Source organism: Pseudomonas sp. S06B 330 (genome assembly GCF_002845275.2).
Classification (GTDB): Bacteria; Pseudomonadota; Gammaproteobacteria; order Pseudomonadales; family Pseudomonadaceae; genus Aquipseudomonas.
In genome coordinates, this window is the sequence record NZ_CP088149.1 from 1,395,361 (window position 1) to 1,420,000 (window position 24,640).

Genomic DNA, 24,640 nt, shown 5'->3' on the forward strand with positions numbered 1-24,640 from the left:
CCCGATACGCATTTCACTGGTGGGCTTGACCCGGCTCGCTCGGGTGGTCTTGAGCCACGTCGACGCAGGCACTGCCAGAGAACCGCTGGTGACGGTTTTAAGATTTTCAGGTGAACCTGCCCCCGGATCGCGGGAGTCAGGCCCATGAACCTCGTAAAACAAAGCCCACTGCTCGCACAGTGGGCTTGTAGTCATATAGTCAGACGGGATTACTGAGGGGAAACTTCGGTTTTAGGTTTGCCGAAATGCCATTCGTAGACCACGAATTTGAAGTCTTTCAGGTCGCCGTTCTTGTCGTACGACAGATCGCCAGTCGGGGTCTTGAAGGTGCCAGCATGGATGGCTGCAGCCACCTTGTCGGTGTCTTCAGACTTGGCGGCTTCGATGCCTTTGGCAATCAGCTCGACAGCGGAGTAGGCCGGGAACACGAACGGGCCGCTTGGGTCTTTGCCATCGGCTTTGATAGCGTCGACGATGGCCTTGTTCTCAGGCTCGGCATCGAAGGACTTGGGCAGGGTCACCAGCAGGCCTTCGGAAGCGCCTTGAGCAATCTGCGAGATGGAGTCGTTGCCAACGCCTTCAGGGCCCATGAACTTGGCGTTCAGGCCTTTTTCTTTGGCTTGACGCAGGATCAGGCCCAGCTCTGGGTGGTAGCCGCCGTAGTAGACGAAGTCGACATTGGCTTGCTTGAGTTTCTGGATGATCGAGGAGAAGTCCTTGTCACCGGCGTTCAGACCTTCAAAGACGGCAACCTTGGTGCCTTTGTCTTCCAGGGTTTTCTTCACGGCAGTGGCGATGCCTTCACCGTATTGCTGCTTGTCGTGCAGCACGGCAACCACTTTCGGTTTGACGTGGTCGGCGATGTAGTTGCCGGCGGCGGGGCCTTGAGCGCTGTCCAGACCGATGGTGCGGAAGATCAGCTTGTAGCCACGGGAGGTGATTTCCGGGCTGGTAGCAGCCGGGGTAATCATGATCACGCCTTCGTCTTCATAGATGTCGGACGCGGGTTGGGTGGAGCTGGAGCACAGGTGGCCGATTACGAACTTGACGCCATCGTTGACCACTTTGTTGGCCACCGCAACGGCCTGTTTCGGGTCGCAGGCGTCGTCGTATTCTTTGGCTTCGAGCATCTTGCCGTCGACGCCGCCCTTGGCGTTGATGTCTTTGATGGCCTGTTTTGCACCGATGAACTGCATGTCACCGTACTGAGTAACCGGACCGGTTTTCGGGCCGGCGATGCCGATTTTGATGGTATCGGCTGCAAACGAATGGCTGGCAACCCCGGCCAGAACCATTGCGGCAAACAGCTTGGAAATCTGCTTAGTAGCCTTACTCATAGTGCTCCACTCATTCTGTTGTAATTTTTATAGTCCTGCGGCCAGAGCGTGAGGACCGGATTGCTCCGAAATGGCCCTGGCAACTGTACCGGTACAGTGTAGAGCGCTGCTTTGTCGCTTGAAAAGCAGGCCCGCGGGGACAAATTCGGCGCGTGTCGCTTAATTGACAGAAACGTACAGGAAAGCGGCTTGGTCTCGCCCTATTGCAAGCGGCCATCCTTTGCTTTCAAGTCCTTTTCGATCAATTACTTATTTGAAACCGGGTTTTTCTGCAAAAATACCGACCTCTTAAAGTAGTCGAATTATTTCTGGCAGGAACCCATGACTGATCAACCAAGCACCCTCTATGCCAAACTGCTCGGCGAGACCGCAGTAATCGAGTGGAAAGCCCTGGAGCGTTTTTGGGCCAAGGGTGACCTGATTTGGGTCGACCCGAGCCTGGACCTGATTGAAGTTGCACAGGCAATGGCCGAAAACCGTGGCGAAACCTTTGCCGCATGGCGCAATGCTGGCACTGTCGGCCCGGTGTCTGCCGAGCAGGCGCTAGACCTTCAGAGCCGCGATCCAGAGATCTGGGCCGTGGTGGTTTCACCGTTTATTGTGATTCAAGAAAAGAAAAAAACCTGAGTGCGCTCCAGATTGGTGCGCGAAAACGAGCAGTGAGCAGATTTTGGTGCGCGGGACTGTTCAGCGAGGGTGGCTGTTGGTAACAGTTGAGTGTGCTTAACGTTAACGGTAACAACCCGTGGGAGCGGATAAATCCGCTCCCACAAGGCTGAATAAGACCTCAGCTCAATAATCCACTTTGCCGGTATGGCTGTTGAGCGAGATGACCCGCGTCTTGCCGATCCGGTGGCGGAAGATCTCGCGCAGGTATTTCACCGCCTTCTTGACGCATTCACGCGACAGGCGAATGTCATTGATCGAGACGAACTTGCTCTTGTCATTGATCAGTTCGCGGTATTTTTTCTCGTACATCGGCTTGATCGCGTACCAGTTGGTATCAAGGATCTTCGCCGGGTTCTCGAACTCGTTGAGCAGGTCGTCGATGCGGTCTTCGTCGAACTCATCGCTGGTGATGAACTCAAGGATGGCGTTATCCAGGGTATCGTCGAAGCGGTATGGGTTACGCGCAAAGCAACGCTTGATGAAGGCCACGATCAAGGTCAGGAAGTCGTCTGACAGGCACGGGCTCTTGGCAATCAGTGTCGTCAGCGACAGGTTCGCCGATGCACCGATCACCAGGGCATAGCGCTTGAGGGTGGTGTTGGGAAACAGGCTGTTGAGGTGCGTCTTGAGCCGGTTCAGGTCCATGTACGAGAGCTTGTAGTCCTTGGGCAGCGAGACGATCGACACCACCGACGAGCAATTCTTGAAAAAGTGCAGGTCATGCAGGGCGGCGGCGTCATAGCCGGATGCCTTGTACTGCTCAAGGGCTGCACGATAGCGCTTCGACTCGATCGGCAGCAGGCTGATGCCTTCGATGGCCTGGGTCACTTTATTGAAGTGCGGCAGGTCGATGGAGCGGAAGAACAGGTCGTCGATGTTCAGCCGCGGCTGGTCCTTCTCGAACACTTTGAATTTTTCTGAGTTCGGCGACGGCTGTTCCGGTACCACCGATTCGGCATAGGCAATGGCCACAGGGCCGGCCAAGCTCATGAACAGGTCGTTGGCATCCAGGCGAATGGTTTCGCCGATATCGATACCGGCGCGGCGGAAGTAGTTCTGGTCGTAGTCGGTGGTCACCGCCTGGGCAGTGAGGATGTTGAAGATCTGCTGGGAAATGTACTGGTTGGCATGCTTTTCCATGGCATTGACATCAATGTTCTGGATGTTGCCGTCATCATTCTCTTCGGCGTAGCGCATGATGTCGTTGGAAATCAGCATCATCGCGTTCCACGGGCGGATGCGTCCCATGACGCTGGCTTCGCTGCTGTCTTCATTGTCGAAGTTATAGGAGAAGTCCCATTCTTCCGACAGGTACTTACACAGCAGGCGTCCAGCGTTGATGTGCAGGGCTTCTGACATTTCGCTGCGATGGTCGGAAATGTTCGGCAGTACGCAAATGCCACTGGTGAAAATCGGCTCGAACACAAACGAATGCCCGCTCTTGCCGTCGTTTTCATCGGCAGGCTTGGTGTCGAATGTCTTGTTCATGTAGGAGTACTGCTGGGCCAGGCCGAACTCCGAGGCCATGCCCGAACCAGTACCGCCACCGGCGCTGAATATGTAGAAGTACAAGCGCGACTGGTTGGCCTTGATCCCGCAGGAGTCGATCAGGTAAGAGTGAATCAGCTTCCAGTCTGCACTGGAAAAACGATGGGTTTCCTTGTTGAGGATGATCTTGGCCAGATACTGGCCGAGGATCGGCGCATTGCCTGCGCCCCCGGCATGGACTTCCGAGAGGTCCATGATCTTCATTTTGCTGTAGTCGCGGATGAAACCGCTTTTTTCACCCTTGCGCGAGAAGCGAATGCGACCGGCAATGTCCTTGTCCAGGTCCCCCAGCATCACCAGCGGTTCAACCAAGAATACCGGCTTGCTGCCTTTGTTCTGCACCAGGCGCAGGTTGTTGCGAATCCAGCGCGCCGGGCTGTAGTTGGGCTCGCTGCCAGCGCGGTCATCATTGTTGAATTCGTTGAGGTAAAAGGTGCGGGCGTTGTATACAAGTTCGGCGACATCCAGGGCGATGTTCGAGCCGCAACGACCCAGGCCAATCAGGCAAACCGAGGGAAACTGCTGATCCAGGCGTAGCTGGCTTTCGTCCTCAACATGGCTGCTGGGCGGAAACACCAGATCACGCAGGCCGTCGAGGTTGTCGAGGATGCGCTGGATATCGGTCTCGGTGAAATACAGGTACTGCTGCGGATTAAGCGCTCGCGGGCTGTAGAATTCTTTGGAGCCTGAAGCACTGAACGCGGGAGTGGATGACGTCAGCTCGGAAACCGCGTTGGCAGAAGTAGTCTTGGAGGTCATTTTGCGCCATTTGCCTGGGGGTGGGTGGCTGTTCTAGTAGATATCATAGAGCCATCACTGGATAAGTTTCGCGACTTTATCAGTGCGCATTTGGCGTGAGCGATAGGGGGTTACCCTAGTGCCGTAGGAGTTTTCCTTGTCACGCCTGCAACTGAATCGTCCAATCATTGAACTTCTTTAATCTGCCTGGAGCTGTACATGAGCACTGCACGTCCTTCACTGGGGTTTGCCGGAATCGGTCTGATGGGGTTACCGATGTGTCGGCGCTTGTTGGCGGGGGGATATCCGCTGACGGTCTGGAACCGCTCACCGGACAAATGCGCAGCCTTGGTAGAGGCGGGCGCTCGACAGGTGTCGACGCCGGCCGAGCTGTGTCAGGCGGCTGATCTGGTGCTCTTGTGTCTGGCCGACACGGCTGTGGTGCGTGAGGTGGTGTTTGGCCCCGAAGGCATTGCCAAGGGCGCTAAAGCCGGGCAGTTGCTGGTGGACTTTTCCAGCCTGGAGCCGACCGCGACCCGCGAGATGGCCGCCGAACTTGCCGCCCTCAGTGGTATGAGCTGGCTTGATGCGCCGGTCTCAGGCGGTACGCCGGGCGCCGAAACGGGCAGTCTGGCGATCATGGTCGGTGGCAATGCCGCGGACCTTGAGCGTGTGCGCCCGGTGCTGCTGACCCTCGGTCAACGGGTCACCCACATGGGGCCGGTGGGGGCAGGGCAGGTGACCAAGGCCTGCAACCAGATGATCGTGGCGTGTAATGCGCTGGTGATTGCCGAAGTAGTGGCGCTTGCCGAGCAATCCGGCGTCGATGCCAGTTTGCTTGCCGAAGCCCTGGCTGGCGGCTTTGCCGACTCCAAGCCGTTGCAGATCCTCGCACCACAAATGGCCGAAAGCCGCTTCGAGCCGGTCAAGTGGCACGTGCGGACCTTGCTCAAAGATCTGGATACGGCGGTGAAATTCTCGCGCGAACAGGGCTCGGCAACGCCGATCAGCGGCCTCGCCGCACAGCTGATGCGCCTGCATGCAAGTCAGGGCTATCTGCAAAAAGATCCGGCGACACTGATTGAACAGTACCGGCGTAAGGATTGAAGCTGGCCAGCGACGGCTCATGGCGCTGGTCGAGCCGACTGAGGATTGTACGCAGCTCACCCAAAGGCACCGGGCGGCTGAGCAGATAACCCTGAACGAAGTCGCACCCTTGTTGGGCGAGAAACTGGTATTGCTCCATGCTTTCCACGCCTTCAGTGATCACTTGTAGGTGGAGGGTGTGGGCCATGATGATGATTGCTTGAACAATCTCCATGTCCTCTCGGCAGCGCGGCACATCCTGAATGAACGAGCGATCGATCTTCAGGGTGTCCAGCGGCAGGCGCTTGAGATAAGCCAGTGATGAATAGCCCGTGCCAAAGTCATCGATCGACAACGACACGCCCAGCGCGCGAACGTCCTTGAGCAAAGCGATGGTGCTGTGAATGTTGCCCATCAGTGCGTTTTCGGTGACTTCCAACTCCAGCTGAGAGGCGGCCAGCCCGGCGTGTTGCAGGGCATGCTCAACTTCCCTGGCCAACGCTTCGCAGCCTAATGTCAGGGCCGAGCAATTGACCGTGACCTTTAACCCGGCGTATCCATGGCGATTCAATTGGGCCAGGTCTGTACAGGCATGGCGTAGTACCCACAGGTCAAGATCGGTGATCAGCCCATTGGCTTCGGCAATGCCGATAAAGCGGTCCGGGCTGAGCAAGCCGTGTTGTGGGTGCTGCCAGCGTACCAAGGCTTCAAGCTTGGCCACCTGACCGGTATGCAGGTCGAAAATCGGTTGGTAATGAATGCGCAGTCCCCGTTCTTCAAGCAGGGCGATACGTAGCTCTTCTTCCAGTTGCAGCTCCAGCGTAGCGCGAGTCTTAAGGGCGCTGTTGAAGAAATTAAGGCTGTTGCGTCCACACCCCTTGGACTGATACAGCGCCAGGTCCGCATTCTTGAGCAGTTCATCACAGCTGCGACCGTCGTCAGGAAAGATGCTGATACCGATGCTGGTGGTCATGACCATGCGCCGCCCGGCCAGGTCAATCGGCTCTTTCATTTTTTGCATGATGCGCTGAGCGAGGTGCCGGGCTTCTTCACGGTTGTTCAGGGCGATGAGGATGCAGAATTCGTCGCCGCCGAAACGGGCAACCACATCCTGACTGCGGGTCGCCGCCTTGATGTAGCCGGCGATAACCTTGAGCAGCTCATCGCCAGCATCATGACCGAGGCTGTCATTGATGCGTTTGAAATGATCAATGTCGAGGAACATCACCGCCAACATGCCCTCATTGACACTCTGCTCGGCTAGGCGCTCGGCAAATACCTGATTGAAGCCGCGGCGGTTGATCAGGTTGGTCAGGGCGTCGTAATGAGCAGCCTGTTGCAGCGATACCCGTGCCTGGTCTAGCTGGCTGAGCAGAACGTTCACCCGACGCAGATCGTGCTCCTTGCTCTGCAGCTTTTGGTCGGACAGCGCTGCGCTGATGCTGCTGGCGCTGACTAGCAGCGTGATGAAGGCAATGGTCAGGCTCAGTTGCAGGTTATTGTCAGCGCTCGGCAGGGTCACGGTGGCATCGGCGGGGATGATTAAGGTCATGCCCCACATGCTGATGAAGTGGGTGGCGAAAATCCCCCCGGCCAGCAGCAGGCTAGCGCCGTACTTGAGCAATTGATGGAGCGTGCCGCTGCCATAGCGAAAGTAGCGGGCCAGCACCAGCGCCAGCAGGCTGGTACAGATGGCAACGGCAATAGAAGCAGCGAACATGTCTGGGCGATAGATTTGTTGGGCATTGGAACGCATGGCAGCCATGCCGGTGTAATGCATCGCGGCGATACCCAGGCCGATGCAAACAGCCGCCTGAAGGAAATGCCGGGCGCGAAGATCCCGCAAGCCCAGGGTATTCATCGCCAACCAGCCAGCGAACAGCATGACCGCCAACGACAGGCCGGTCAGGGCGAAGTCGTAGTGCACTTCAATGGGTGCCTGAAACGCCAGCATGCTGATGAAATGCAGCGCCCAGACTCCGCCAGCCAGGCAGCAGGCACCGAGCAGTCGCCATTGTCGCTGGGCTGCTGGGTGTTCCACATGGTTCAGGCGTTCGGCCATGCTCAGGGTGGCGTAGCTGCCTGCGCCAGCTACCAGAAAAGCCAGTACTACCAGGTAAGGGTTGTAATGGCACTCAAGGATGATCTGTCCGGTTGCCGGAAGTTCGGCGAGCAAATGTAGCCCCAGCCACTCCATAGCTTGCCTCTTTGTCGAGTTTTCACTCGTCCCCCAGAAGCCTGTCTGGAGACCGTTCTGGAGGAGTATAGAAAGCGCGCATTAACCTATCCTGATTAATGGCACTTTGATTCTACGATTTGGGCATTGGGGCAATAGCGAGGGGTTCTAAAGCGCTAACGCGTCGCCGACTCCCACAGGGCTGTGGGAGCCGGCGTTGGCGGCGATGGGCCGGTCCGCGTTCGGTGTGCAGCAACCCTTGGGGTTAGCCGGCTACCAGCACGCGGATCGCTTCCAGGCGCAGCGCTGCTTTTTCCAGCATCGCCAAACCTTGTTCGCGCTGCTTGCGCAAGGCGTCGATCTCGCTGTCGCGCACGCTTGGGTTGACTGCCTGCAGTGCGGTAAGGCGGGCCAGCTCTTCGTCGGTTTCTGCCGCCAGACGACGTTGCGCTTCGGCCACTCGCTCGGCATGGCGCGGCATGATCTTGGCTTCACCGCTGTTGATCCGCGGCGTCAACACATCACGTTGGGCCTGGATGAACTTGTTGGCACTGGCTTTGGGCACGCTCTCGAGCTGGTCATTGAGGGTCTCGAAAGACACTCGCGAGGCCAAGTCGTTGCCATTGGTGTCGAGCAGGCAGCGCAGCGCAGCTGGTGGCAAGTAGCGGCCCAGTTGCAGGGCGCGTGGCGCGACCACTTCACTGACATAGAGCAGCTCAAGCAGCACGGTACCGGGCTTGAGCGCCTTGTTTTTTATCAGCGCTACAGCGGTGTTGCCCATCGAACCGGACAGCACCAGGTCCATGCCACCCTGGACCATCGGGTGCTCCCAGGTAATGAATTGCATGTCTTCGCGAGACAGTGCCTGGTTGCGGTCGTAGGTGATGGTGACACCTTCGTCGTCGCCCAATGGGAAGCTGGCGTCGAGCATTTTTTCGCTCGGCTTGAGGATCAGGGCGTTTTCCGAATGGTCTTCGCTGTCGATGCCGAAGGCGTCGAACAAGGTTTCCATGTAGATCGGCAGAGTGAATTGATCATCTTGCTCAAGGATCGCCTCGACCAACTCCTGACCTTCGCCAGCACCACCGGAGTTGAGTTCCAGCAGGCGGTCGCGACCGCTGTGCAGCTCGGCCTCCAGACGCTCGCGTTCGGCGCGGGCCTCATCGACCAGCGCTTGCCACTCACCGTCGTCACCGCTTTCGAGCAGCGGCAGCAGGCGCGGGCCGAACTGATGCTGCAAGGCGTTACCGGTTGGGCAGGTGGCCAGGAAGGCGTTGAGAGCCTGGTCGTACCATTGGAACAAGCGCTCTTGTGGGCTGTTCTGCAGGTACGGTACGTGCAGTTCAATGATGTGTTTCTGACCGATACGGTCGAGACGGCCGATACGCTGCTCGAGCAGGTCAGGGTGAGCCGGCAGGTCGAACAGCACCAGGTGGTGGGCGAACTGGAAGTTACGGCCTTCACTGCCGATTTCCGAGCAGATCAGCACCTGGGCGCCGAATTCCTCATCGGCGAAGTAGGCGGCAGCACGGTCGCGCTCAAGAATGCTCATGCCCTCATGGAACACCGTGGCCGGAATGCCGGAGCGTACGCGCAGGGCGTCTTCCAGATCCATGGCGGTTTCGGCGTGGGCGCAGATCACCAGGACCTTGACCCGCTTGAGCATCTTCAGGGTATCGATCAACCAGTCGACCCGAGGGTCGAAACGCCACCAGCGTTCTTCCTCTGTGCTGTCGCCCTGGGATTGGAATGCCACTTCGGGATACAGCTCGGCATGCTCGCCCAGCGGCAGCTCCATGTACTGATCGGGGCTTGGCAGCGGATAAGGATGCAGATTGCGCTCAGGGAAGCCCTGGACGGCGGCACGCGTGTTGCGGAACAGGACGCGGCCGGTGCCGTGGCGATCGAGCAGTTCGCGAATCAGGCGTGCGCTGGCCTGGGTATCACCGTCGTTGACAGCGGCCAGCAAGGCCTCGCCTTCAGCACCGAGGAAACCTTCGATGGTGGCGTGGGCTTTGGTCGACAGGCGACCTTCGTCGAGCAGCTCCTGGACTGCTTCGGCCACCGGGCGATAGTGCTCGCTTTCGGCGCGGAAAGCGGCCAGGTCATGGAAACGGTTTGGATCGAGCAGGCGCAGGCGGGCGAAGTGGCTGTCCTGGCCCAACTGTTCAGGCGTCGCGGTCAGCAGCAGTACACCCGGAATAACCTGGGCCAGTTGCTCGACCAGCAAATATTCAGGGCTGGCCTGTTCTTCATGCCAGACCAGGTGATGGGCTTCGTCGACCACCAGCAGGTCCCAGCCGGCGGCAAACAGCGCGTCCTGGGCCTTTTCGTCTTCGCGCAACCACTCCAGGGCGACCAACGCCAGCTGGGCATCCTCAAACGGGTTGCTGGCATCGCTTTCGATAAAGCGCTCGGCGTCGAACAGGGCGACCTGCAGGTTGAAGCGCCGGCGCATTTCTACCAGCCACTGGTGCTGCAGGTTCTCTGGAACCAGGATCAGTACACGGCTGGCACGGCCGGAGAGCAACTGACGATGGATCACCAGGCCCGCTTCGATGGTTTTGCCCAGGCCCACTTCGTCCGCCAGCAATACCCGCGGGGCAATACGGTCGGCTACTTCGCGAGCGATATGCAACTGGTGGGCAATCGGTTGGGCACGGGTGCCGCCCAGGCCCCACAATGAGGACTGCAATTGGCGGCTGGTGTGTTCCAGAGTGTTGTAGCGCAGGGAAAACCACGGCAACGGGTCGATCTGGCCGGCAAACAGACGGTCACTGGCCAGACGGAACTGAATGAAGTTCGACAGCTGGGTTTCCGGCAGGGTGCACGGTTGGTTTTGCCCATCAAGGCCATGGTAGACCAGCAGGCCGTCGACATCGTCGACCTCGCGCACGGTCAGCTTCCAGCCTTCGAAATGGGTGATCTGGTCGCCAGGCGAGAAGCGCACCCGGGTCAGGGGCGCATTGCGCAGGGAGTACTGGCGGGTGTCGCCAGTGGCCGGGTAGAGCACGGTCAATAAGCGGCCGTCCTGTGCCAGAACGGTCCCCAGACCTAGCTCGGCTTCGCTGTCGCTGATCCAGCGTTGCCCCGGTTGATACTGCTGCGCCATACTGCCTGACTCCCGCCATGAAAAGCCGACTATCTTAACGGATAGGACTGTGCAGACCAAAGAGTCTAGCAATTTCAGCGACGAAAACTGCTGTCGCCAGTGAGGGCCGTGACATCCATGCGTTCAAAACCGTTATGTGTACCCCGTTTTTTGCTCCTTGGCGGCCTTTCGTTGCTGGCTGCCTGTGACTCACCCCGCTTCGAAGTGCTGGCGCCGTTGCCCACGCAACAGCTCGATGCTTTGGGTATTCAGTCACCGGTGCAGGCTGTGCACTATCGTGATCGCGAGGGTGAAGCGCTACTGGTGCTCAGCCGTAACGACGATCAGGTGCGTGACGCAGAAAGCGGCGAAGACCTTGATCGGGTGTTGCTCACTGCGACCCTGTACGGGCGAGCTGCAGGCAATGACGAGTTCAAGGCCCGCTGGAAGATCGAACATGAAACCGACTGCTCCGGGCTGGATCTGGATGTCGGCTTCTATACCGATGTCAGCGGTGCCAGTGACTTGAACAGTGATGGTGTGGCCGAGCTAACAGTAGCCAGTCATGCCTTCTGTGGCGGTGGGGTCGATTCCCATGAGTTGCGCGTGGAGCTGCGGGAAGGGCAGGCCAGGTACGCCATTGTTGGTCAGTCGTTGATTACGCCGCCAGGCGAAGCGCCTTTTGGCGGTGAACGCGAAGACAGCCCTTCATTGCAATCGGCACCGGCTGTACTGCGCGGGCATCTGGATAGCGTATGGAACAAGGTGCTCACCCGCCCCTGGAGCGAAATTGCCCCGGCACCTGAGGACAGCGACGAGCCTTAACGGCTCAGACGCTATACTCCGGGCACCGGAGGCTGTGATGCGCTCCACAATATTATTGATTGTCAGCTCAAGGCCATCGGTGGCGAGCCGACACAGAGGCGACAGGAGATCTCCCCCATGCTGCCGCCCATCATTCCGCTCAGTGCCGCCCCAGTGACATCGCAACTGGACCCGGTCAAGCCGACCCCCGATATCAAGCCGGTGGTGCCCGCGCAACCGGCCTCCAGTGAGGGCGCCATTGACCTGAAACATCGTGATCCGGAGAAAGCAGCGCTGCTCCTGCGTGAAGAGCAACGCCGTCAACAGGGCCGCCGCCAGTCAAGCCGGGATGATGAACTTTATCAGCCATTGCCGGGTGATGAGGTCAATGCCGACAACACCGTACCGGTCGCGCCGCTGATGGGCGAACAGCCGCGTCAGGGGCTGTTGGTCGATATCGAAGTCTGAAGAGCCGTTCAGTCACTGGTCAGCGAAGGTAACAGCCTTCATTATTGCAGGATCGCCATCCGCTTCCTGAGCCAGAACATGAGCCAAGATGACAACCTGATCGACCTCAGCGCCGAGCGCGCTCGACGTGTCCACGACCTCAATGAAAAACGCCTGAACGAAGTACGCCAGGCATTCGAGCAGGCCATGCCGTTGGGCAAGGCCAAGAAAAAGCCCAAGGGCAAACCCAAGAAGCGTTGAAAACTTGATGCAGGTCAACCCTGCACCCGCCTTTCGCGCCCGGCTCCGGGCGCTATTGACCTCGGTCAATTTCCTTCCGCCAGCCATTGGTTACCTTGAGCCCATCAGACAGGGGACAGGCGAATGGAGGCCGATATGTTCTTCGATAATGTGGTTATCGCTGGAGTGATTACAGTCGGCCTTATGCTGCTGTTCTTTGTCGGTTTCGGAATTTTCATCTGGAGGGATTCGAACAAGCGCAAACAGCGCTGATTCTTCCGGTACACGAGCACGCAAGGCATTTAGGGCGACTTCGGTCGCCCATTTTTTTGTCCGCAAGAAACCTTTCCGCTTTACTGGACTCTTATTAGTTAGCTAGCTAATAATCTGTGTCCGATGTTTTCTGCCCATCCTGTCTATCGTTACATCACTGTTACCCAAGGTTCGTCTCGTGCCCATCACTTTGCAGGCCCTGTTGGCGCCCAATAAACTCGCCGTGCAATTTGCGATCAAAACCCTGCTGGGCGGTGGCCTGGCCTTGTGGCTGGCTCTGCGCTGGGGCCTGGAGCAACCGGCCTGGGCGCTGATGACGGCGTTCATTGTGGCTCAGCCGTTGTCCGGCATGGTCTTGCAGAAAGGCCTGGCACGGCTGTGCGGTACCTTGGTTGGTACGGTCATGTCGGTGCTGTTCATCGGCTTGTTTGCTCAGACGCCCTGGTTGTTTCTGCTGGCCCTGGCACTGTGGCTGGCGCTGTGTACCGCATGTTCGACATTATTGCGCAGTGCCTGGGCCTATTCGTTTGTATTGGCCGGTTACACCGTGGCGATCATTGCGTTACCGGCGATCAGTCATCCGCTGGCCGTGTTCGATCAGGCGGTGGCGCGCTGCACCGAGATCTGCCTGGGGATTGTCTGCGCCACCGTGACCAGCGCGGTGCTCTGGCCCATGCGCGTTGAACAACAGCTTAGTGGTCAGGCGCACCAAGCCTGGATCAGTGGCTTGCAGGCGGCCAGCGCGACATTGACCGGCGAAGCCCAGGCACGTAAAGGCCTGCTGGAGATTCTCGGGCGGATTGTCGCGGTTGACGCACAACGTGAGCATGCCTGGTTCGAGGGCAGTCTTGGCCGACAGCGGGCCAGGGCTATCCGCGGCTTGAGTCAAAAATTGCTGATTCTTTTGCGCATCGCCCGGTCGGTAAGGCGCCAGTGGCAGCAATTGGATGAGGTTCAGGCGCAACATCTGCAACCGTGGTTGGACGAGGTCCATGACGCCCTGTGCGCACCCGACCAGGCCGGCCTGTTAGTGCTGCGCCAACGGATCTGGGATGCGGCGCACGATGAGCGCATCAGCTCGGCCGAACACTATTGCCTGGCCCGCCTGACGTTATTGCTCGACAACGCCATGGCCGCAACCTTGGCCCTGCGGGCGGTGGAGGAGGGCAAAGCGCCGGTGGATGCCCCTGATAGTCTCGCTGCGCACCGTGATCTGCCCCTGGCACTGTTGTTCGGTTCGCGCAGCGCCCTGGCGTTTCTGGCCATGGCTAGTTTCTGGTTGGCCACCGCATGGCCCGCAGCCCCTGGCGGGCTGGTACTGACCTGTGTGGTATGCAGCCTGTTTGCCAGCCGCGAGAACGGCGCCCAGATAGGCATGAGCTTCTTGCGGGGGATACTCCTGGCCATACCGGTGGCATTTTTCGTTGGGCAGATTCTGCTGCCACAGTGGAGTGGCTTTGCCATGTTGTGCATGGCCATGGGTGTGCCCTTGTTCTTTGGCGCCTTGGGGATGGCCAATCCGCGCATCGGGGCCACGGCCACTTCTTATTGCCTGCATTTCATTGTCCTGGTGGCGCCTCTCAACACTATGGAGTTTGAAGTCGCGACCTTTCTCAACAGCGCTCAGGCAATGTTGATGGGGGTAGGCGCAGCAGTCCTGGCGTTCAAGTTGCTGGTGCTGCACAACCCGGCCTGGCACGGCCGGCGCCTGCGTGCGGCAACCCAGAGTGACCTGGTACGCCTGACTCGCCGCGACCTGCGCGGGGCTGAAACCTGGTTCGGGGGGCGCATGGCCGACCGCTTGTTGCAAATGGCGCGGCACTATTCGGCCTTGACCGAGCCGCAGCGCCAGCGTTGGGATGATGGTATTCATGGCCTGGATATCGGTGATGAGCTGTTGCACTTGCGCCATTGTTTGGCAGTTGCGCAGGCGCCGATCGGCAACGCCGAGCGCGATTACCTGCAGCAACTGGAAAGCGTGCTTTCACGGGGACCGGCGCCGGGCAGAGGCAAGCGCCTGGATGCGGCCAGCGAGGCATTTATAGACGCCTTGCAAGGTCAGCCACCCAGCGATCCGCTGCGCCTGGCACAAGGGGCGGTGCTGCAGTTGCAGCGCAGTTGGGGCAAATGGTGCCGTCGACAGGAGGAAATCCATGGGCTTGCGTGAGTGGGCGTTGGGCGGTGTGTTGCTCAGCCCTTTTTTGATCTATGTGTTGCTGGCCTTGGTGCTGACCGGTGCCGTGCGTCTACTGTTGCGCCTGACCCCGGTGGGGCGTTGGATCTGGCATGAAGCCTTGTTCGATTGCGCATTGTTCATTTGTGTTTTGACCCTGGTAACCCTCGGGCTGGGGCCTTTGTAAGGAGAGTGATTCATGCGTGCATTGCTGCGTATCGCAGTAACTCTGTGCCTGGTGGTAGTGGCGATCTTTGCCGGCTGGAAGCTCTGGCAGTACTACATGCTCACGCCCTGGACTCGCGATGCGAAAATCCGTGCCGACGTGGTGATCATTGCCCCCGACGTCTCAGGCTGGGTCCGCGAGCTCAAGGTGCACGACAACCAGCAGGTCAAAGCGGGTGAGTTGCTCATGTCGATCGATCGTGATCGCTTTGAAGCTGCCCTCGAAAAGGCCAACGCGGTGGCTGAGACCCGCCAGCATCAATTGCGCTTGCGCGAGCATGAAGCGTCGCGGCGTGTCGCCCTGGGGCCACAGGCGATCAGCGCCGAGCTGCGCGAGAACGCCCAGATCAACGCTGCGGTGGCACGCGGGCAACTGCGTGAAGCGCAAGCTGAGGTCAAAGTAGCGGCGATTAACCTGGCCCGCAGTCAAGTCAAAGCGCCGCGCGATGGCCACATCACCAACTTGCGTCTGGCCGAGGGTAACTACGTCAATGCCGGTGAACCGGTTATGGCTCTGATCGATGATTCGACGTTCTATGTGCAGGCTTATTTCGAAGAAACCAAGCTGCCGCGCATTCGTGTCGGTGACCCGGTCAAGGTCTGGTTGATGAGTGCCGGCGAGCCCATCCAGGGGCAGGTTGAAAGCATCAGCCGCGGCATCACCGACCGCAATGCCAACCCCGACAGCCAGTTGCTCGCCGAAGTCGAACCGACCTTCAACTGGGTGCGCTTGGCGCAGCGCATTCCGGTGCGGATCAAACTGGAGCAGCTCCCTGATGGCATGACCTTGAGCGCTGGCATGACTGCCAGCGTACAGGTACGCGAAGACCCGGTGCAGCGTTAATCAGCGCTGTACCGATCGCTCACAGAAACATGCCACCGGAAACCTCTAGGCGCTGGCCATTGAGGTCGGCAATCAGGGGCAGCAAGCGTTGCGTGAGAAAAAACGGCCCCTTGAGCTGGATGTTGCACAGCAGGCCACGGCTGGCGCTGGTGATCAATGCGATTTTCCGATTCATGTGCTGTACCTCGGGGAGGGTGGGGCGTCGCGGAAAGTCTATTGGTCGGTTAGCTACTGATAAATCCACACACCTCGGAAATACTGGTCGGCACTTGCGAACAATCGAGCCCGCCGTCATGAACAAACTGGAGCTGTTACGTACCTTTGTCCGGGTCAGCGAGCTGTCGAGTTTCACCTTGGCCGGCGAGAGTCTGGGGCTGCCTCGATCAACGGTCTCTGAACACGTCCGGGCCCTGGAAAACCTGCTCGGTACGCGCTTGCTCAACCGCACGACGCGGCGGGTCCAGGCGACCCAGGATGGCTTGCACCTGTACGAGCGTAGCAAAGACCTGTTGTCGCGCATGGATGAGATAGAAGGGCTGTTTCACCGTGAACAAGCCGCGTTGAGCGGCCACTTGCGCATCGATCTGCCGACCTTGATGGCGCGGCGCATCATTCTGCCTGAGCTGCCACAGTTCGTGGATTGCCACCCTGGCATTGAGTTGGAGATCAGTTGCACCGATCGACAGGTTGACCTGCTGCGCGAGGGCTTTGATTGCGTGCTGCGTATTGGTACCTTGAGCGACCTGGACCTGATTGCCCGCCCGCTGGGTGTCCTGGCCCAGATCAACTGCGCCAGCCCGCGCTACTTGCAACGCTATGGCGTACCCACAAGCGTGGCAGACCTGCATCACCACAGATTGATCCACTATGTGAAGAACCTCGGCAGCCGCAGTCCGGGTTTCGAGTACCTGCAAGCCGGTGCCTTACAGGTTCAACCCATGGTCGGGAGCATCACCGTCAATAGTACTGAAGCTTATGAAAGTGCCTGTGTGGCTGGGCTCGGACTGATCCAGGCACCAGCGGCAGGTCTGCAAGCGTACCTGCAATCTGGTGAGCTGGTGCCGTTGTTGGCAGATTTCGTACCGCCACCGATGCCAGTGTCATTGCTTTATGCCCGGCAACAACACGTGCCACCCAGGTTGCGTGCCTTCATTGATTGGCTGGCAGCGTTGCTTGAGCCGCGTCTGGACCCAGTGGCAGGTGGAAGCTGAACAAGGTTCCGGCTTCCTGGCTTGAGATCACCTCCATGCGCCCACCATGGGCCAGGGCGATCTGGTTGGCGATGTACAGGCCAAGCCCCAACCCTGCGCGTACGGTGTCGTTGAGTGGGTGGGAAAAAGGTTGGAACAGCTGCGCGAGGATTTGTGGCGCAATCGGGCTACCGACGTTATGCACGCTGAGCACGAAAGCATCCTCGCGAATCTGCGCCGTGACGTCCACCGGTTGATCCTGAGCGCCATGAGCCAGAGCATTGGCAAGCAGGTTTGACAGTAATTGGGTGATCCGCTCGCGATCACAATTGATCCCACTCAGATCACCGATGTGCAAATTGATTTGCCGTTGTGGGTGAACGTGATGCAGTTCCGAGGCAACATGCCTGAGTGCCTCACCGAGGTCCGGACAAGGCTGGATATTGACAGTGATGCCATTACCCAGGCGTCCTCGGGCAAAATCCAGGACATCGCGCACCAACTGCGTGGCGCGCCGGCCGCAGGTGAGGATGTGTTGGGCAATGGTGCGACTTTTTTCGTCCTGCAGACGTTGCGTCAGCAGTTCCGCCCCGGCAGTGATGGCAAACAACGGGTTGCGCAAATCATGGCCGAGCACGGCGATAAACTGTTCACGTAGTTCAGCGATGGCGCGTTCCTTTTGCAGGGCCTCTTCGGTTCTCTGGAGGTTTTCCTCACTCTCGATCTGGATCGACAGCAAGCGTGCGAAGGATTCCATCATCGGCTGGATGGCACTGCCCTTAAGCGCCGCAGGCAGAGGGTCAAGGGCGCAGATGGTGCCAAAAAAACTGCCGTCAGTGCGAAACACCGGCACTGAAATATAGCTTTCGAACGCGTACGTGCGTGGGGTGTGGTGGTTGCAATACTGTTCATCCTCGCTGGCCTTGTCGATCACGATGGTCTGGTGGCTGCCGCGAATTTCGTGGCACAAGGTCGTGGTCAGATCGAGTTCGCCGCCCACTTTCAAACCAAAACCCAGGGTGTCGAGTACGGCGCAGGCGGTCCAGCTGTTCTCGGTCACCCGAGCAACGGCGGCAAAGCGCAAGCCGGTGGATTCGCAGATCACCTGCAAGATGGCGGGCACCGCATTGATTCGGCCAATCGTGGCGATGTCGGACGTGATGGCGTTGCTCATGAAGCTTCCACGGTAGGGCTTGAATGAGAAGTGTGGGTTAAGTCTAGCGACCTCGCCTGAGCTGGGCGAAAAATCCGTACCCGCCGACCAGGTTTTTCCATTAATCTTGGGCGTTGAGCCGCTCCGTCAGAGAGTGACCAGCAATGCCCGCGTGCCAATCCCTTTCGCCCAGCATCCAAGTGGGTGCTTCAGTGAGGTTTGACATGCACATCACATCACAGGACATCTGTACCGCCGCCGACCAGCTCAAGGGGTTTGTCGGCTTTCACCGCAAGCTTGGCAAGCACATCGTGCGTTTTAGTGAAGACTCGTTCGGCATGGATGTCGCCGATGACAGCATCACTCCCAGCAGCGAATTTGTCTGGCAAGCGGGCGAGGGTGAGGTCATGACCCTGAGCCGGGAACTTATCGAAATACTGCTGGCGCAAAATGTTGACGAGCGGCTCAATGTCAGTGAGCCGCTGCGGGTTTACCTGCGTCGTCGCGACCTGCCGGAGATCGCCGCGCAGCGCCGTCTGCAGTCATAACTGCGGCCTTTTTGGCCAGTTGTAGCCGCTGCCGCCAGGCTGCGGCTACGAATCAACTAGCGGTTAGGAGGCCCCCGTGCGATTGCTGCCGGGGTTATGCAGCAGTTGTTCAAAGGCGTGTTTATCGACCGGCTTGCTCAGGTAGTAACCTTGGACCTCGTGGCACTTTTCTTTGCCCAGGGCGTTGAGCTGCTGCTCGGTTTCCACCCCCTCGGCCGTGACGGTCAGGCCCATGGCCCTGCCCAGGTTGATGATTGCCTGGACCACCGCACGGTCATTGCCATCACTGCTCAAGCCGGCAATGAACCGTTTGTCGATCTTGATGCTATCGAACGGGTAGGTGCGCAGGTAACCCAGTGACGAATAGCCAGTGCCGAAGTCATCCATGTTCAACCGCACGCCCAGCTCCTTGAGGGCGGTCATGGTGCCCAGGGCCCCTTCGATATCGTTGAGCATGACGTTTTCGGTGATTTCCAGCTCCAGACGCTGGGCCGGGAAACCCGTGTCGACCAGAATCTTGTAGACATCGCTGACCACATCGCTACGGGAGAACTGTGCCGGTGACAGGTTGACCGAAACCAGCAGATGCTCCGGCCAGCTGCGAGCCGTCTCGCAGGCTTCACGCAACACCCAGCGACCCAGCGGTACGATCAGGTCAGTCTGTTCAGCCAATGGAATAAAGGTGTCCGGGCCCAGCAGCCCTTCCAGCGGATGCTGCCAGCGCACCAGTGCTTCGACTGACACGATTTCCAGGGTCTCCAATCGATAGCGTGGCTGGTAGTGAAGAACGAACTCATTGTTCTTCAGTGCCTTGCGCAAGTCATTTTCCAGTTGCCGACGGTACTGGATCTGGTCGTTCATTTCGGGTGAAAAGTAGCGCCAGGTGTTCTTGCCGTCGGCCTTGGCCTGGTACAGGGCAATATCGGCGCAGCGGATCAGTTCGCCGGCATCGAAGCCCTGCAGGCGAGTCTGGGCAACACCCAGGCTGGCACCGATGTGCAGAATCTGTTCCTCGAAGTGGATCGGCTGATGCAGGTTGTCGATCAGGCGGGCGCAAAAGCGGTCGATTTCGTTGCGGCTGTCCATGCCGTTCATTACCAGGACAAACTCGTCACCGCCCAGGCGGGCCACCAGATCACCGTCGCGGGTCGATTCACGCAGGCGGGTGGCGACTTCCAGCAACACCGCGTCGCCGGCGGCATGGCCGAGGGAGTCGTTGATCGGTTTGAAACTGTCCAGGTCCAGCAGCAACAGCGTCAACGGAGTCGCGTCCTGGCCTTTGAGCAGGGCTTGTTCGAGAAAACGTGAGAGCTTGTTGCGATTGGCCAGGCCGGTCAGCGCATCATGCATGGACAGGTGCTGAATGTGGGCATGGGCGGCGACTTCATCGGTGATGTCACTGGCGGTGCCACGAAAACCGATCAGTTTGTTGCCCGCCATGATCGAGCGGGCCGACACCCGGCAAAAACGTAAATGACCATTCTGGTCGCGATAGCCGCAACGCAGGTTGGCCATTTGCGCAGAGTCGGGATCAGCCTGGTTGTCGAGCCAGAGGGTGAGGGGGGTGGTTTCACAACTGAGCAGTTGATTGATCGGTTGGCCCAGCCAGTCATTGGTGTTGAAGCCAGTAACGGCGACGAAGCGCTGCGACAGATAACTCAAGCGATGGTGGCGGTCGGTTTCCCAGATCCAGTCCGAGGCGGCTTCAGCTACGGCTCGAAAGCGCTGTTCGCTGGCCTCCAGCGCCAGGTTACTGGTTTGGAGGCGCTCCAGGGTGCTGTCGATTTTCTGCGAGGTGCGCAAGGCGTAGCGGAAGAAGTAGACCATCAGCAGGCCCAGCACCAGCATCGCGCCGAGCAGCGGTGGCATTACCCCCCAGAGCAACTGATCACCCGGGCGCGGCGTCAGCCATTCCAGGCGGTAGCCGGTATCGCCCAAGGGCAGGCTGGATGCATCGGCAGACAGTTTGCCAATTTTCTCAATGTGCATGCCGCTCAAGCCTGCGCCGGTGCCCAGGTTGACCAGCTTTTCCGCCGTTAGTTGGTCGACGAATATCATCACCGAGGTGGTGCGCGGGTCAATGCTCAGGAGTTCATCATCAGGACGGATCGCAGCCGCTACCAGCACCGCAGGCCAGCCATTGAACAGGACGTGGCGGGTAATCTGCTGGCGGTCGGCGGCAACGCCTCGCGCCTGGGTGATGATCGATTCCAGCGGCTCTTCTATATAGGTGCTGGCCGGTGCGCTGCTAAGCTGGCCTTTGAACAAGGCATATTTAGTGCTGAGGTCATCGACTACAAACACGCCTTCAAAACCGCTGGCGGTGTACAACGAGTCGCCGACGTTCTCTTCTTCGTAGGCCCAGTGCAGGTCGGCAGTGCCATTAAGGTGTTCATAGGCAGCATCCCACACGGCGTAGCTGGAGAGGAACTGGCGGGCGGCTTCGAGCCGTTGCTCCAGTGCCTTGTGCGCATAGAAGCTACTTTTCTCGCGTTCGTTGGCGTTCAAAGAGGAGGCGACGTTGAACAGTGCCCCGAGGGCAATCAGGCAGGCCAGGACAAACAGTGCAGCAATACTGGCAATAAGTTTACGTGTCGGCAGGCTGGGGGGTGGGCTGGTAGGCGAAACCTCGACGATCCTGTCCATACGCATGCACATCCTTGGTGAACTGCGTCCCGACGGTTACGCCGCGGGGCGAACGTTCATTGAGGATAGGCCAGCTTCAGCGTTGTGAGGTCCGGTTGGGAGAAATTGACCTGATTGCGCCCACTGTTTTTGGCGACATACAGGGCTTTATCGGCTTCGTTTAGCCACGCCTCGGCATCCGTCAAGTCTTCGCGGCAGCTGGCCAGGCCAATGCTCAAGCTGATCCGCAACGCCGGCAGTTGTGGGTTACGGTAGCTGCCGATCCGCTCGCGCAGTCGCTCCATGGTCTGGCGGGCTTGTTCAACATCGGAATTGGGCAGAATCAGGCAAAATTCGTCGCCGCCATAGCGGCCAGCCAGGTCATCTTCGCGCAGGCCGCGTTTGAGTTCGCTGCTGAGCTGGGTCAACACGCAGTCGCCAACTACATGGCCGTAGGTATCGTTGATGGCTTTGAAATGGTCGATGTCGATAAGGGCAATCACCGCCTGGCAGTGTTGCTGCTGGCAGATCTGGAACTTGAGTTGCAGCAGGTCTTTCCAGGAACCATGGTTGAGCAGGCCGGTGAGGCTGTCGGTGCGGCTCAGGGCGCTGAGGCGGCGTTTATGTTCAGCGAGTTTCATCGCCAGGTTGTAGCAGACCCAGCCAACAGCCATTGGGTACAGCGTCAGCATCGGCAGGCACGCATAGATCTGCATGGGGGTGGCCTGCAACTGCAAACCGGCGCCGAACAGGGCGATCGAAAGCCCCCCACCCAGGCCCTGAATCAGCAGCCCTTTGAGGAACAGGCGCTGACCGCCTGCGGCGAAGTTGTTCATCGCCATCATCGCCAGGATCGTCACGCTGGGCAGGGGATTGAACTGCATGGTTGCGGTCCAGAACCCACCCATCAACGAATCGAACAGCAGGTTGCGGTACTCGGCGTGGTACGGCACGCCAGCGCGTCGAGCAAGTTGAAAGGCCAGATGGGGCCAGATCAGGCCATTGAACAGCAGCAGCACCCAGGCCCATTGCGGGATGTCCAGGCCGGAAATACCGGCCATAACGGCAAGCATGCCGATACCCAAGCCAATAATGCGCGGCAGGTAGATCCTCCTGACAAATGAAAGTCCCTTGCCGCTTCTATTATCCATCATGGTCGCTGGTCTGTTCCGGGACGCCGTTTATCGCATAAAAGGTGTGAATATTGTTGAACAATCGCAGGCTGTTGAAAAATGGCCTTACAAGCCATTTCACAGTGGATGCAGCCACCTCGGGGTAACATGAAACTCGCCCTCATCCTCGGAGTGCTTCTAGTCATGGCCCCATTTCCCCCAAAGGCCGGTGAACCGGCGTTGCGCCAGGATGGGCGGTATCACAACCTGCGCCCATTACCGCAAGACAGCGCGCTGAAAAAGTTGCGCATCGGCTTCAAGTTTCTGCTTCTCGGTAAGCCAGCAGGAACCCGGCCGGATGTGGACATCGCTGTCCAGCCTTTGGGGCGCCAGCAATTGCTTGAGGCACCGGATCGCAGCCTGTGGCGTCTGGGGCATTCCACGGTATTGCTGAAACTGCATGATCGCTTCTTTATTACCGACCCGGTATTTGCTGAGCGCGCCTCGCCGGTGCAGTGGGCCGGTCCGCAGCGTTTTCACCCGCCGCCGCTGAAGCTGGAAGAACTGCCACCGTTGACTGCGGTGATCCTCTCTCACGACCACTATGACCACCTTGATGAACAGGCGATCAGACAGTTGGCCGATCGCGCCGAGCATTTCCTCGCGCCGATGGGCGTCGGTGACCTGTTAATCGAATGGGGGGTGCCGGCTGCCAAGGTGCGACAACTGGACTGGTGGCAGGAAACCCAGGTCGACGGTATCCGTTTCGTTGCCACCCCGGCGCAACACTTTTCCGGGCGCGGCCTGTTCGACAGCAACAGCACGTTGTGGGCATCCTGGGTGATCCTGGAGGAGAACCTGCGGGTGTTCTTCAGTGGTGATACCGGTTACTTCGAGGGTTTCAAGCAGATTGGCGAGCAGTACGGCCCGTTTGACGTGACCCTGATCGAAACCGGGGCCTACAACCTTGAATGGCCCAACGTGCACATGCAGCCCGAACAAAGCCTGCAGGCGCATCAGGACTTGCGCGGGCGCTGGCTGTTGCCGATCCATAACGGCACGTTCGATCTTTCGGTGCACAGTTGGCATGAGCCGTTCGACCGCATTCTGGCGTTGGCCAATGCTGCCCAGGTGCCGCTCAGTACCCCGCAGATGGGCGAGCGGGTCAGCCTTGATCAACCCCACAGCGGTCCAGCCTGGTGGTTACCTAAACCACTGCGCCAGCCGCAAGGGACGAGTGAGCGGGTCATGGCGATGAAAGCGTTGAAGTGACTCGGGCTACTCCTGAGAGCGCCTACGCAGCTTTTCTTTGTCCAGGACCGACAATTGAGAAGGGGGCTTGCCGCTGTCACTGCGTACCTGGGCATGGCTGATCAGGGCGAAGATAAAGCTGCCGCCAATTATGTTGCCAACCAGCGTGGGCGCGGCAAAGTTCAGCCAGAACACCTGCCAACTGACCTCGCCGGCCCAGACAAGGTAGGAAACCTCCACCGAGCCGACAACAATATGGGTGAAATCGCCCAGGGCCATCAGGTAAGTGATCATCAGGATGATCCAGATCTTGGCGTGCTCCATGGCGGGGATCATCCAGACCATGGTGGCGATCATCCAACCGGAGATAATGCCCTTGGCGAACATCTGGCCGAGGTCGTTCTCCATTACCTTGCGACCGACATCAAGAAAGGCTTCATCGGTCTTGCTGTCGAAAATCGGCAGGTACAACATCACATAAGACACCAATAGAGTGCCGGCCAAATTGCCGAGCAGGACCACCGACCATAAGCGCAACAGGCGCCCAAGGTTACTCAGCGTGGGTTCGGTCATGACGGGCAGCACGGCGGTGAGGGTGTTTTCGGTGAACAGTTGCTGGCGGGCCAGAATCACTGCGAGAAAACCGGCTGAATAGCCAAGGCTGGCAATCACCTGGCTGCTTTCACCCTCGGGCAGACGCGCATAGAACAGACCCATGGCCATCATCGACAGCCCCATACTCAAGCCAGCAGCCAGTGCCGACCACCACAGGGCGGCAATTGTCCGCTCCAGTTCCTGATCACCCTGGTAGCGGATGATCTCGTGCAACACCGCCGCGCGCGGCGGTTGGTTGTGGCTGACTTCCTGCTCTTCGTCCGCCGACAGGCCCGGGGTTTTGCTGCTTTCGGTCTCGCTCATGGCAGTGGCTCACATGGGGTGCCTTATCTACAGATCAGCGCGGAGCCCGATTAGTTGCCTGCCGCCAGTGCATTGAGTGCCTGCTGCGCCACTTTTAGTCGTTGCTCGACGGCCTCTTGGTCCTCGTCTTCCTGGAACCAGGCTGCCGACAACCCGCACCAGGCAACGATCCACTGCAGCAAGCGTTGGCGT

General features: G+C 58.9%; 21 protein-coding genes and 1 pseudogene (1 of these 22 cut by a window edge). 12 read left to right on the top strand and 10 right to left on the bottom strand.

Annotated features, from left to right (window positions below; genetic code table 11):
• Window positions 1-209: 209 nt before the first annotated feature.
• On the bottom strand, window positions 210-1,337 hold the full coding sequence (locus CX511_RS06545) for a branched-chain amino acid ABC transporter substrate-binding protein (protein ID WP_045185824.1): 1,128 nt from the start codon (window positions 1,335-1,337) through the stop codon (window positions 210-212).
• Window positions 1,338-1,658: 321 nt separating this feature from the next.
• On the opposite strand from CX511_RS06545, the gene CX511_RS06550 reads away from it, so the two are divergent.
• Window positions 1,659-1,964, top strand: coding sequence for a DUF2288 domain-containing protein (locus CX511_RS06550; RefSeq protein WP_045185826.1), 306 nt, complete (start codon window positions 1,659-1,661; stop codon window positions 1,962-1,964).
• A 165-nt stretch (window positions 1,965-2,129) separates the two neighbouring features.
• On the opposite strand, the gene CX511_RS06555 is transcribed toward CX511_RS06550, so the two are convergent.
• On the bottom strand, window positions 2,130-4,313 hold the full coding sequence (locus CX511_RS06555) for a hypothetical protein (RefSeq protein WP_045185827.1): 2,184 nt from the start codon (window positions 4,311-4,313) through the stop codon (window positions 2,130-2,132).
• Between the two features lie 198 nt (window positions 4,314-4,511).
• Here CX511_RS06555 and CX511_RS06560 point away from each other — a divergent pair, with 198 nt between their 5' ends.
• A complete protein-coding gene (locus CX511_RS06560; RefSeq protein WP_045185828.1) occupies window positions 4,512-5,399 on the top strand; it encodes an NAD(P)-dependent oxidoreductase in 888 nt (295 codons plus the stop codon).
• Here the strand turns inward: CX511_RS06560 and CX511_RS06565 are convergent.
• Together CX511_RS06565 and rapA are read right to left on the bottom strand one after the other, a co-directional pair.
• Window positions 5,299-7,575, bottom strand: a complete 2,277-nt coding sequence (locus CX511_RS06565; protein WP_101293691.1) for a putative bifunctional diguanylate cyclase/phosphodiesterase — start codon at window positions 7,573-7,575, stop codon at window positions 5,299-5,301. The two genes, CX511_RS06560 and CX511_RS06565, sit on opposite strands and share 101 nt — an antisense overlap.
• A 244-nt stretch (window positions 7,576-7,819) precedes the next feature.
• Complete coding sequence (rapA, locus tag CX511_RS06570; RefSeq protein ID WP_045185830.1) at window positions 7,820-10,666, bottom strand: RNA polymerase-associated protein RapA; 2,847 nt, start codon at window positions 10,664-10,666, stop codon at window positions 7,820-7,822.
• A gap of 117 nt (window positions 10,667-10,783) precedes the next feature.
• On the opposite strand from rapA, the gene CX511_RS06575 reads away from it, so the two are divergent.
• From CX511_RS06575 to CX511_RS06600, 7 genes are all read left to right on the top strand, one after another.
• Window positions 10,784-11,470 carry a M949_RS01915 family surface polysaccharide biosynthesis protein gene (locus CX511_RS06575; protein WP_045185832.1) on the top strand — a complete coding sequence of 229 codons (687 nt, stop codon included), beginning with the start codon at window positions 10,784-10,786 and terminating at the stop codon, window positions 11,468-11,470.
• Window positions 11,471-11,587: 117 nt separating this feature from the next.
• A complete protein-coding gene (locus CX511_RS06580; RefSeq protein ID WP_045185835.1) occupies window positions 11,588-11,917 on the top strand; it encodes a hypothetical protein in 330 nt (109 codons plus the stop codon).
• A gap of 78 nt (window positions 11,918-11,995) precedes the next feature.
• A complete protein-coding gene (locus CX511_RS06585) occupies window positions 11,996-12,157 on the top strand; it encodes a hypothetical protein (RefSeq protein ID WP_177327796.1) in 162 nt (53 codons plus the stop codon).
• A 135-nt stretch (window positions 12,158-12,292) separates the two neighbouring features.
• On the top strand, window positions 12,293-12,409 hold the full coding sequence (ccoM, locus tag CX511_RS25470; protein WP_045185836.1) for a cytochrome c oxidase subunit CcoM: 117 nt from the start codon (window positions 12,293-12,295) through the stop codon (window positions 12,407-12,409).
• Between the two features lie 178 nt (window positions 12,410-12,587).
• Window positions 12,588-14,576 carry an FUSC family protein gene (locus tag CX511_RS06590; RefSeq protein ID WP_101293690.1) on the top strand — a complete coding sequence of 663 codons (1,989 nt, stop codon included), beginning with the start codon at window positions 12,588-12,590 and terminating at the stop codon, window positions 14,574-14,576.
• The gene (locus tag CX511_RS06595; RefSeq protein WP_045185840.1) at window positions 14,563-14,769 is read left to right on the top strand and encodes a DUF1656 domain-containing protein; all 207 of its coding nucleotides are present in this window, start codon (window positions 14,563-14,565) and stop codon (window positions 14,767-14,769) included. The genes CX511_RS06590 and CX511_RS06595 overlap by 14 nt, the downstream gene beginning before the upstream one ends.
• Window positions 14,770-14,781: 12 nt before the next feature.
• Window positions 14,782-15,651, top strand: a complete 870-nt coding sequence (locus CX511_RS06600) for an efflux RND transporter periplasmic adaptor subunit (RefSeq protein ID WP_045185842.1) — start codon at window positions 14,782-14,784, stop codon at window positions 15,649-15,651.
• A 28-nt stretch (window positions 15,652-15,679) separates the two neighbouring features.
• Here the strand turns inward: CX511_RS06600 and CX511_RS06605 are convergent.
• A pseudogene (locus tag CX511_RS06605) lies at window positions 15,680-15,781 on the bottom strand (short-chain dehydrogenase); the annotation flags it as partial.
• Window positions 15,782-15,944: 163 nt separating this feature from the next.
• On the opposite strand from CX511_RS06605, the gene CX511_RS06610 reads away from it, so the two are divergent.
• A complete protein-coding gene (locus tag CX511_RS06610; protein WP_101293689.1) occupies window positions 15,945-16,862 on the top strand; it encodes a LysR family transcriptional regulator in 918 nt (305 codons plus the stop codon).
• Here CX511_RS06610 and CX511_RS06615 read toward each other — a convergent pair.
• Entirely contained in the window at window positions 16,801-18,015 is a 1,215-nt protein-coding gene (locus tag CX511_RS06615; RefSeq protein WP_045185846.1) for a GAF domain-containing sensor histidine kinase, read from the bottom strand. The genes CX511_RS06610 and CX511_RS06615 overlap by 62 nt on opposite strands.
• A 203-nt stretch (window positions 18,016-18,218) precedes the next feature.
• On the opposite strand from CX511_RS06615, the gene CX511_RS06620 reads away from it, so the two are divergent.
• Entirely contained in the window at window positions 18,219-18,542 is a 324-nt protein-coding gene (locus CX511_RS06620) for a DUF2025 family protein (protein ID WP_045185849.1), read from the top strand.
• Between the two features lie 63 nt (window positions 18,543-18,605).
• Here the strand turns inward: CX511_RS06620 and CX511_RS06625 are convergent, their stop codons facing one another.
• Window positions 18,606-21,188, bottom strand: coding sequence for a bifunctional diguanylate cyclase/phosphodiesterase (locus tag CX511_RS06625; protein WP_101293688.1), 2,583 nt, complete (start codon window positions 21,186-21,188; stop codon window positions 18,606-18,608).
• A gap of 56 nt (window positions 21,189-21,244) precedes the next feature.
• The gene (locus CX511_RS06630; protein ID WP_101293687.1) at window positions 21,245-22,321 is read right to left on the bottom strand and encodes a diguanylate cyclase; all 1,077 of its coding nucleotides are present in this window, start codon (window positions 22,319-22,321) and stop codon (window positions 21,245-21,247) included.
• Window positions 22,322-22,447: 126 nt separating this feature from the next.
• Here CX511_RS06630 and CX511_RS06635 point away from each other — a divergent pair, with 126 nt between their 5' ends.
• A complete protein-coding gene (locus CX511_RS06635) occupies window positions 22,448-23,551 on the top strand; it encodes an MBL fold metallo-hydrolase (RefSeq protein WP_045185877.1) in 1,104 nt (367 codons plus the stop codon).
• A 6-nt stretch (window positions 23,552-23,557) separates the two neighbouring features.
• Here the strand turns inward: CX511_RS06635 and CX511_RS06640 are convergent, their stop codons facing one another.
• Both CX511_RS06640 and CX511_RS06645 read right to left on the bottom strand, forming a co-directional pair.
• Window positions 23,558-24,448, bottom strand: a complete 891-nt coding sequence (locus CX511_RS06640; RefSeq protein WP_101293686.1) for a formate/nitrite transporter family protein — start codon at window positions 24,446-24,448, stop codon at window positions 23,558-23,560.
• Window positions 24,449-24,498: 50 nt separating this feature from the next.
• Window positions 24,499-24,640, bottom strand: the end of a protein-coding gene (locus CX511_RS06645) for an aminoglycoside phosphotransferase family protein (RefSeq protein WP_101293685.1). 665 nt of this gene lie beyond the right edge of the window; 142 of the gene's 807 nt are visible here — the last part of the coding sequence; its start codon lies off the right edge, out of view; the stop codon is at window positions 24,499-24,501.

What these genes read in the sequence shown, in the direction of transcription:
- CX511_RS06600 (WP_045185842.1), top strand. Translation starts at nt 14,782, where the DNA reads ATGCGTGCATTGCTGCGTATCGCAGTAACTCTGTGCCTGGTGGTAGTG.
- CX511_RS06615 (WP_045185846.1), bottom strand. Translation starts at nt 18,015, where the DNA reads ATGAGCAACGCCATCACGTCCGACATCGCCACGATTGGCCGAATCAAT.
- CX511_RS06585 (WP_177327796.1), top strand. Translation starts at nt 11,996, where the DNA reads ATGAGCCAAGATGACAACCTGATCGACCTCAGCGCCGAGCGCGCTCGA.
- CX511_RS06630 (WP_101293687.1), bottom strand. Translation starts at nt 22,321, where the DNA reads ATGATGGATAATAGAAGCGGCAAGGGACTTTCATTTGTCAGGAGGATC.
- CX511_RS06640 (WP_101293686.1), bottom strand. Translation starts at nt 24,448, where the DNA reads ATGAGCGAGACCGAAAGCAGCAAAACCCCGGGCCTGTCGGCGGACGAA.
- CX511_RS06610 (WP_101293689.1), top strand. Translation starts at nt 15,945, where the DNA reads ATGAACAAACTGGAGCTGTTACGTACCTTTGTCCGGGTCAGCGAGCTG.
- ccoM (WP_045185836.1), top strand. Translation starts at nt 12,293, where the DNA reads ATGTTCTTCGATAATGTGGTTATCGCTGGAGTGATTACAGTCGGCCTT.
- CX511_RS06555 (WP_045185827.1), bottom strand. Translation starts at nt 4,313, where the DNA reads ATGACCTCCAAGACTACTTCTGCCAACGCGGTTTCCGAGCTGACGTCA.
- CX511_RS06625 (WP_101293688.1), bottom strand. Translation starts at nt 21,188, where the DNA reads ATGGACAGGATCGTCGAGGTTTCGCCTACCAGCCCACCCCCCAGCCTG.
- CX511_RS06620 (WP_045185849.1), top strand. Translation starts at nt 18,219, where the DNA reads ATGCACATCACATCACAGGACATCTGTACCGCCGCCGACCAGCTCAAG.
- CX511_RS06545 (WP_045185824.1), bottom strand. Translation starts at nt 1,337, where the DNA reads ATGAGTAAGGCTACTAAGCAGATTTCCAAGCTGTTTGCCGCAATGGTT.
- CX511_RS06575 (WP_045185832.1), top strand. Translation starts at nt 10,784, where the DNA reads ATGCGTTCAAAACCGTTATGTGTACCCCGTTTTTTGCTCCTTGGCGGC.
- CX511_RS06560 (WP_045185828.1), top strand. Translation starts at nt 4,512, where the DNA reads ATGAGCACTGCACGTCCTTCACTGGGGTTTGCCGGAATCGGTCTGATG.
- CX511_RS06580 (WP_045185835.1), top strand. Translation starts at nt 11,588, where the DNA reads ATGCTGCCGCCCATCATTCCGCTCAGTGCCGCCCCAGTGACATCGCAA.
- CX511_RS06550 (WP_045185826.1), top strand. Translation starts at nt 1,659, where the DNA reads ATGACTGATCAACCAAGCACCCTCTATGCCAAACTGCTCGGCGAGACC.
- rapA (WP_045185830.1), bottom strand. Translation starts at nt 10,666, where the DNA reads ATGGCGCAGCAGTATCAACCGGGGCAACGCTGGATCAGCGACAGCGAA.
- CX511_RS06595 (WP_045185840.1), top strand. Translation starts at nt 14,563, where the DNA reads ATGGGCTTGCGTGAGTGGGCGTTGGGCGGTGTGTTGCTCAGCCCTTTT.
- CX511_RS06635 (WP_045185877.1), top strand. Translation starts at nt 22,448, where the DNA reads ATGAAACTCGCCCTCATCCTCGGAGTGCTTCTAGTCATGGCCCCATTT.
- CX511_RS06565 (WP_101293691.1), bottom strand. Translation starts at nt 7,575, where the DNA reads ATGGAGTGGCTGGGGCTACATTTGCTCGCCGAACTTCCGGCAACCGGA.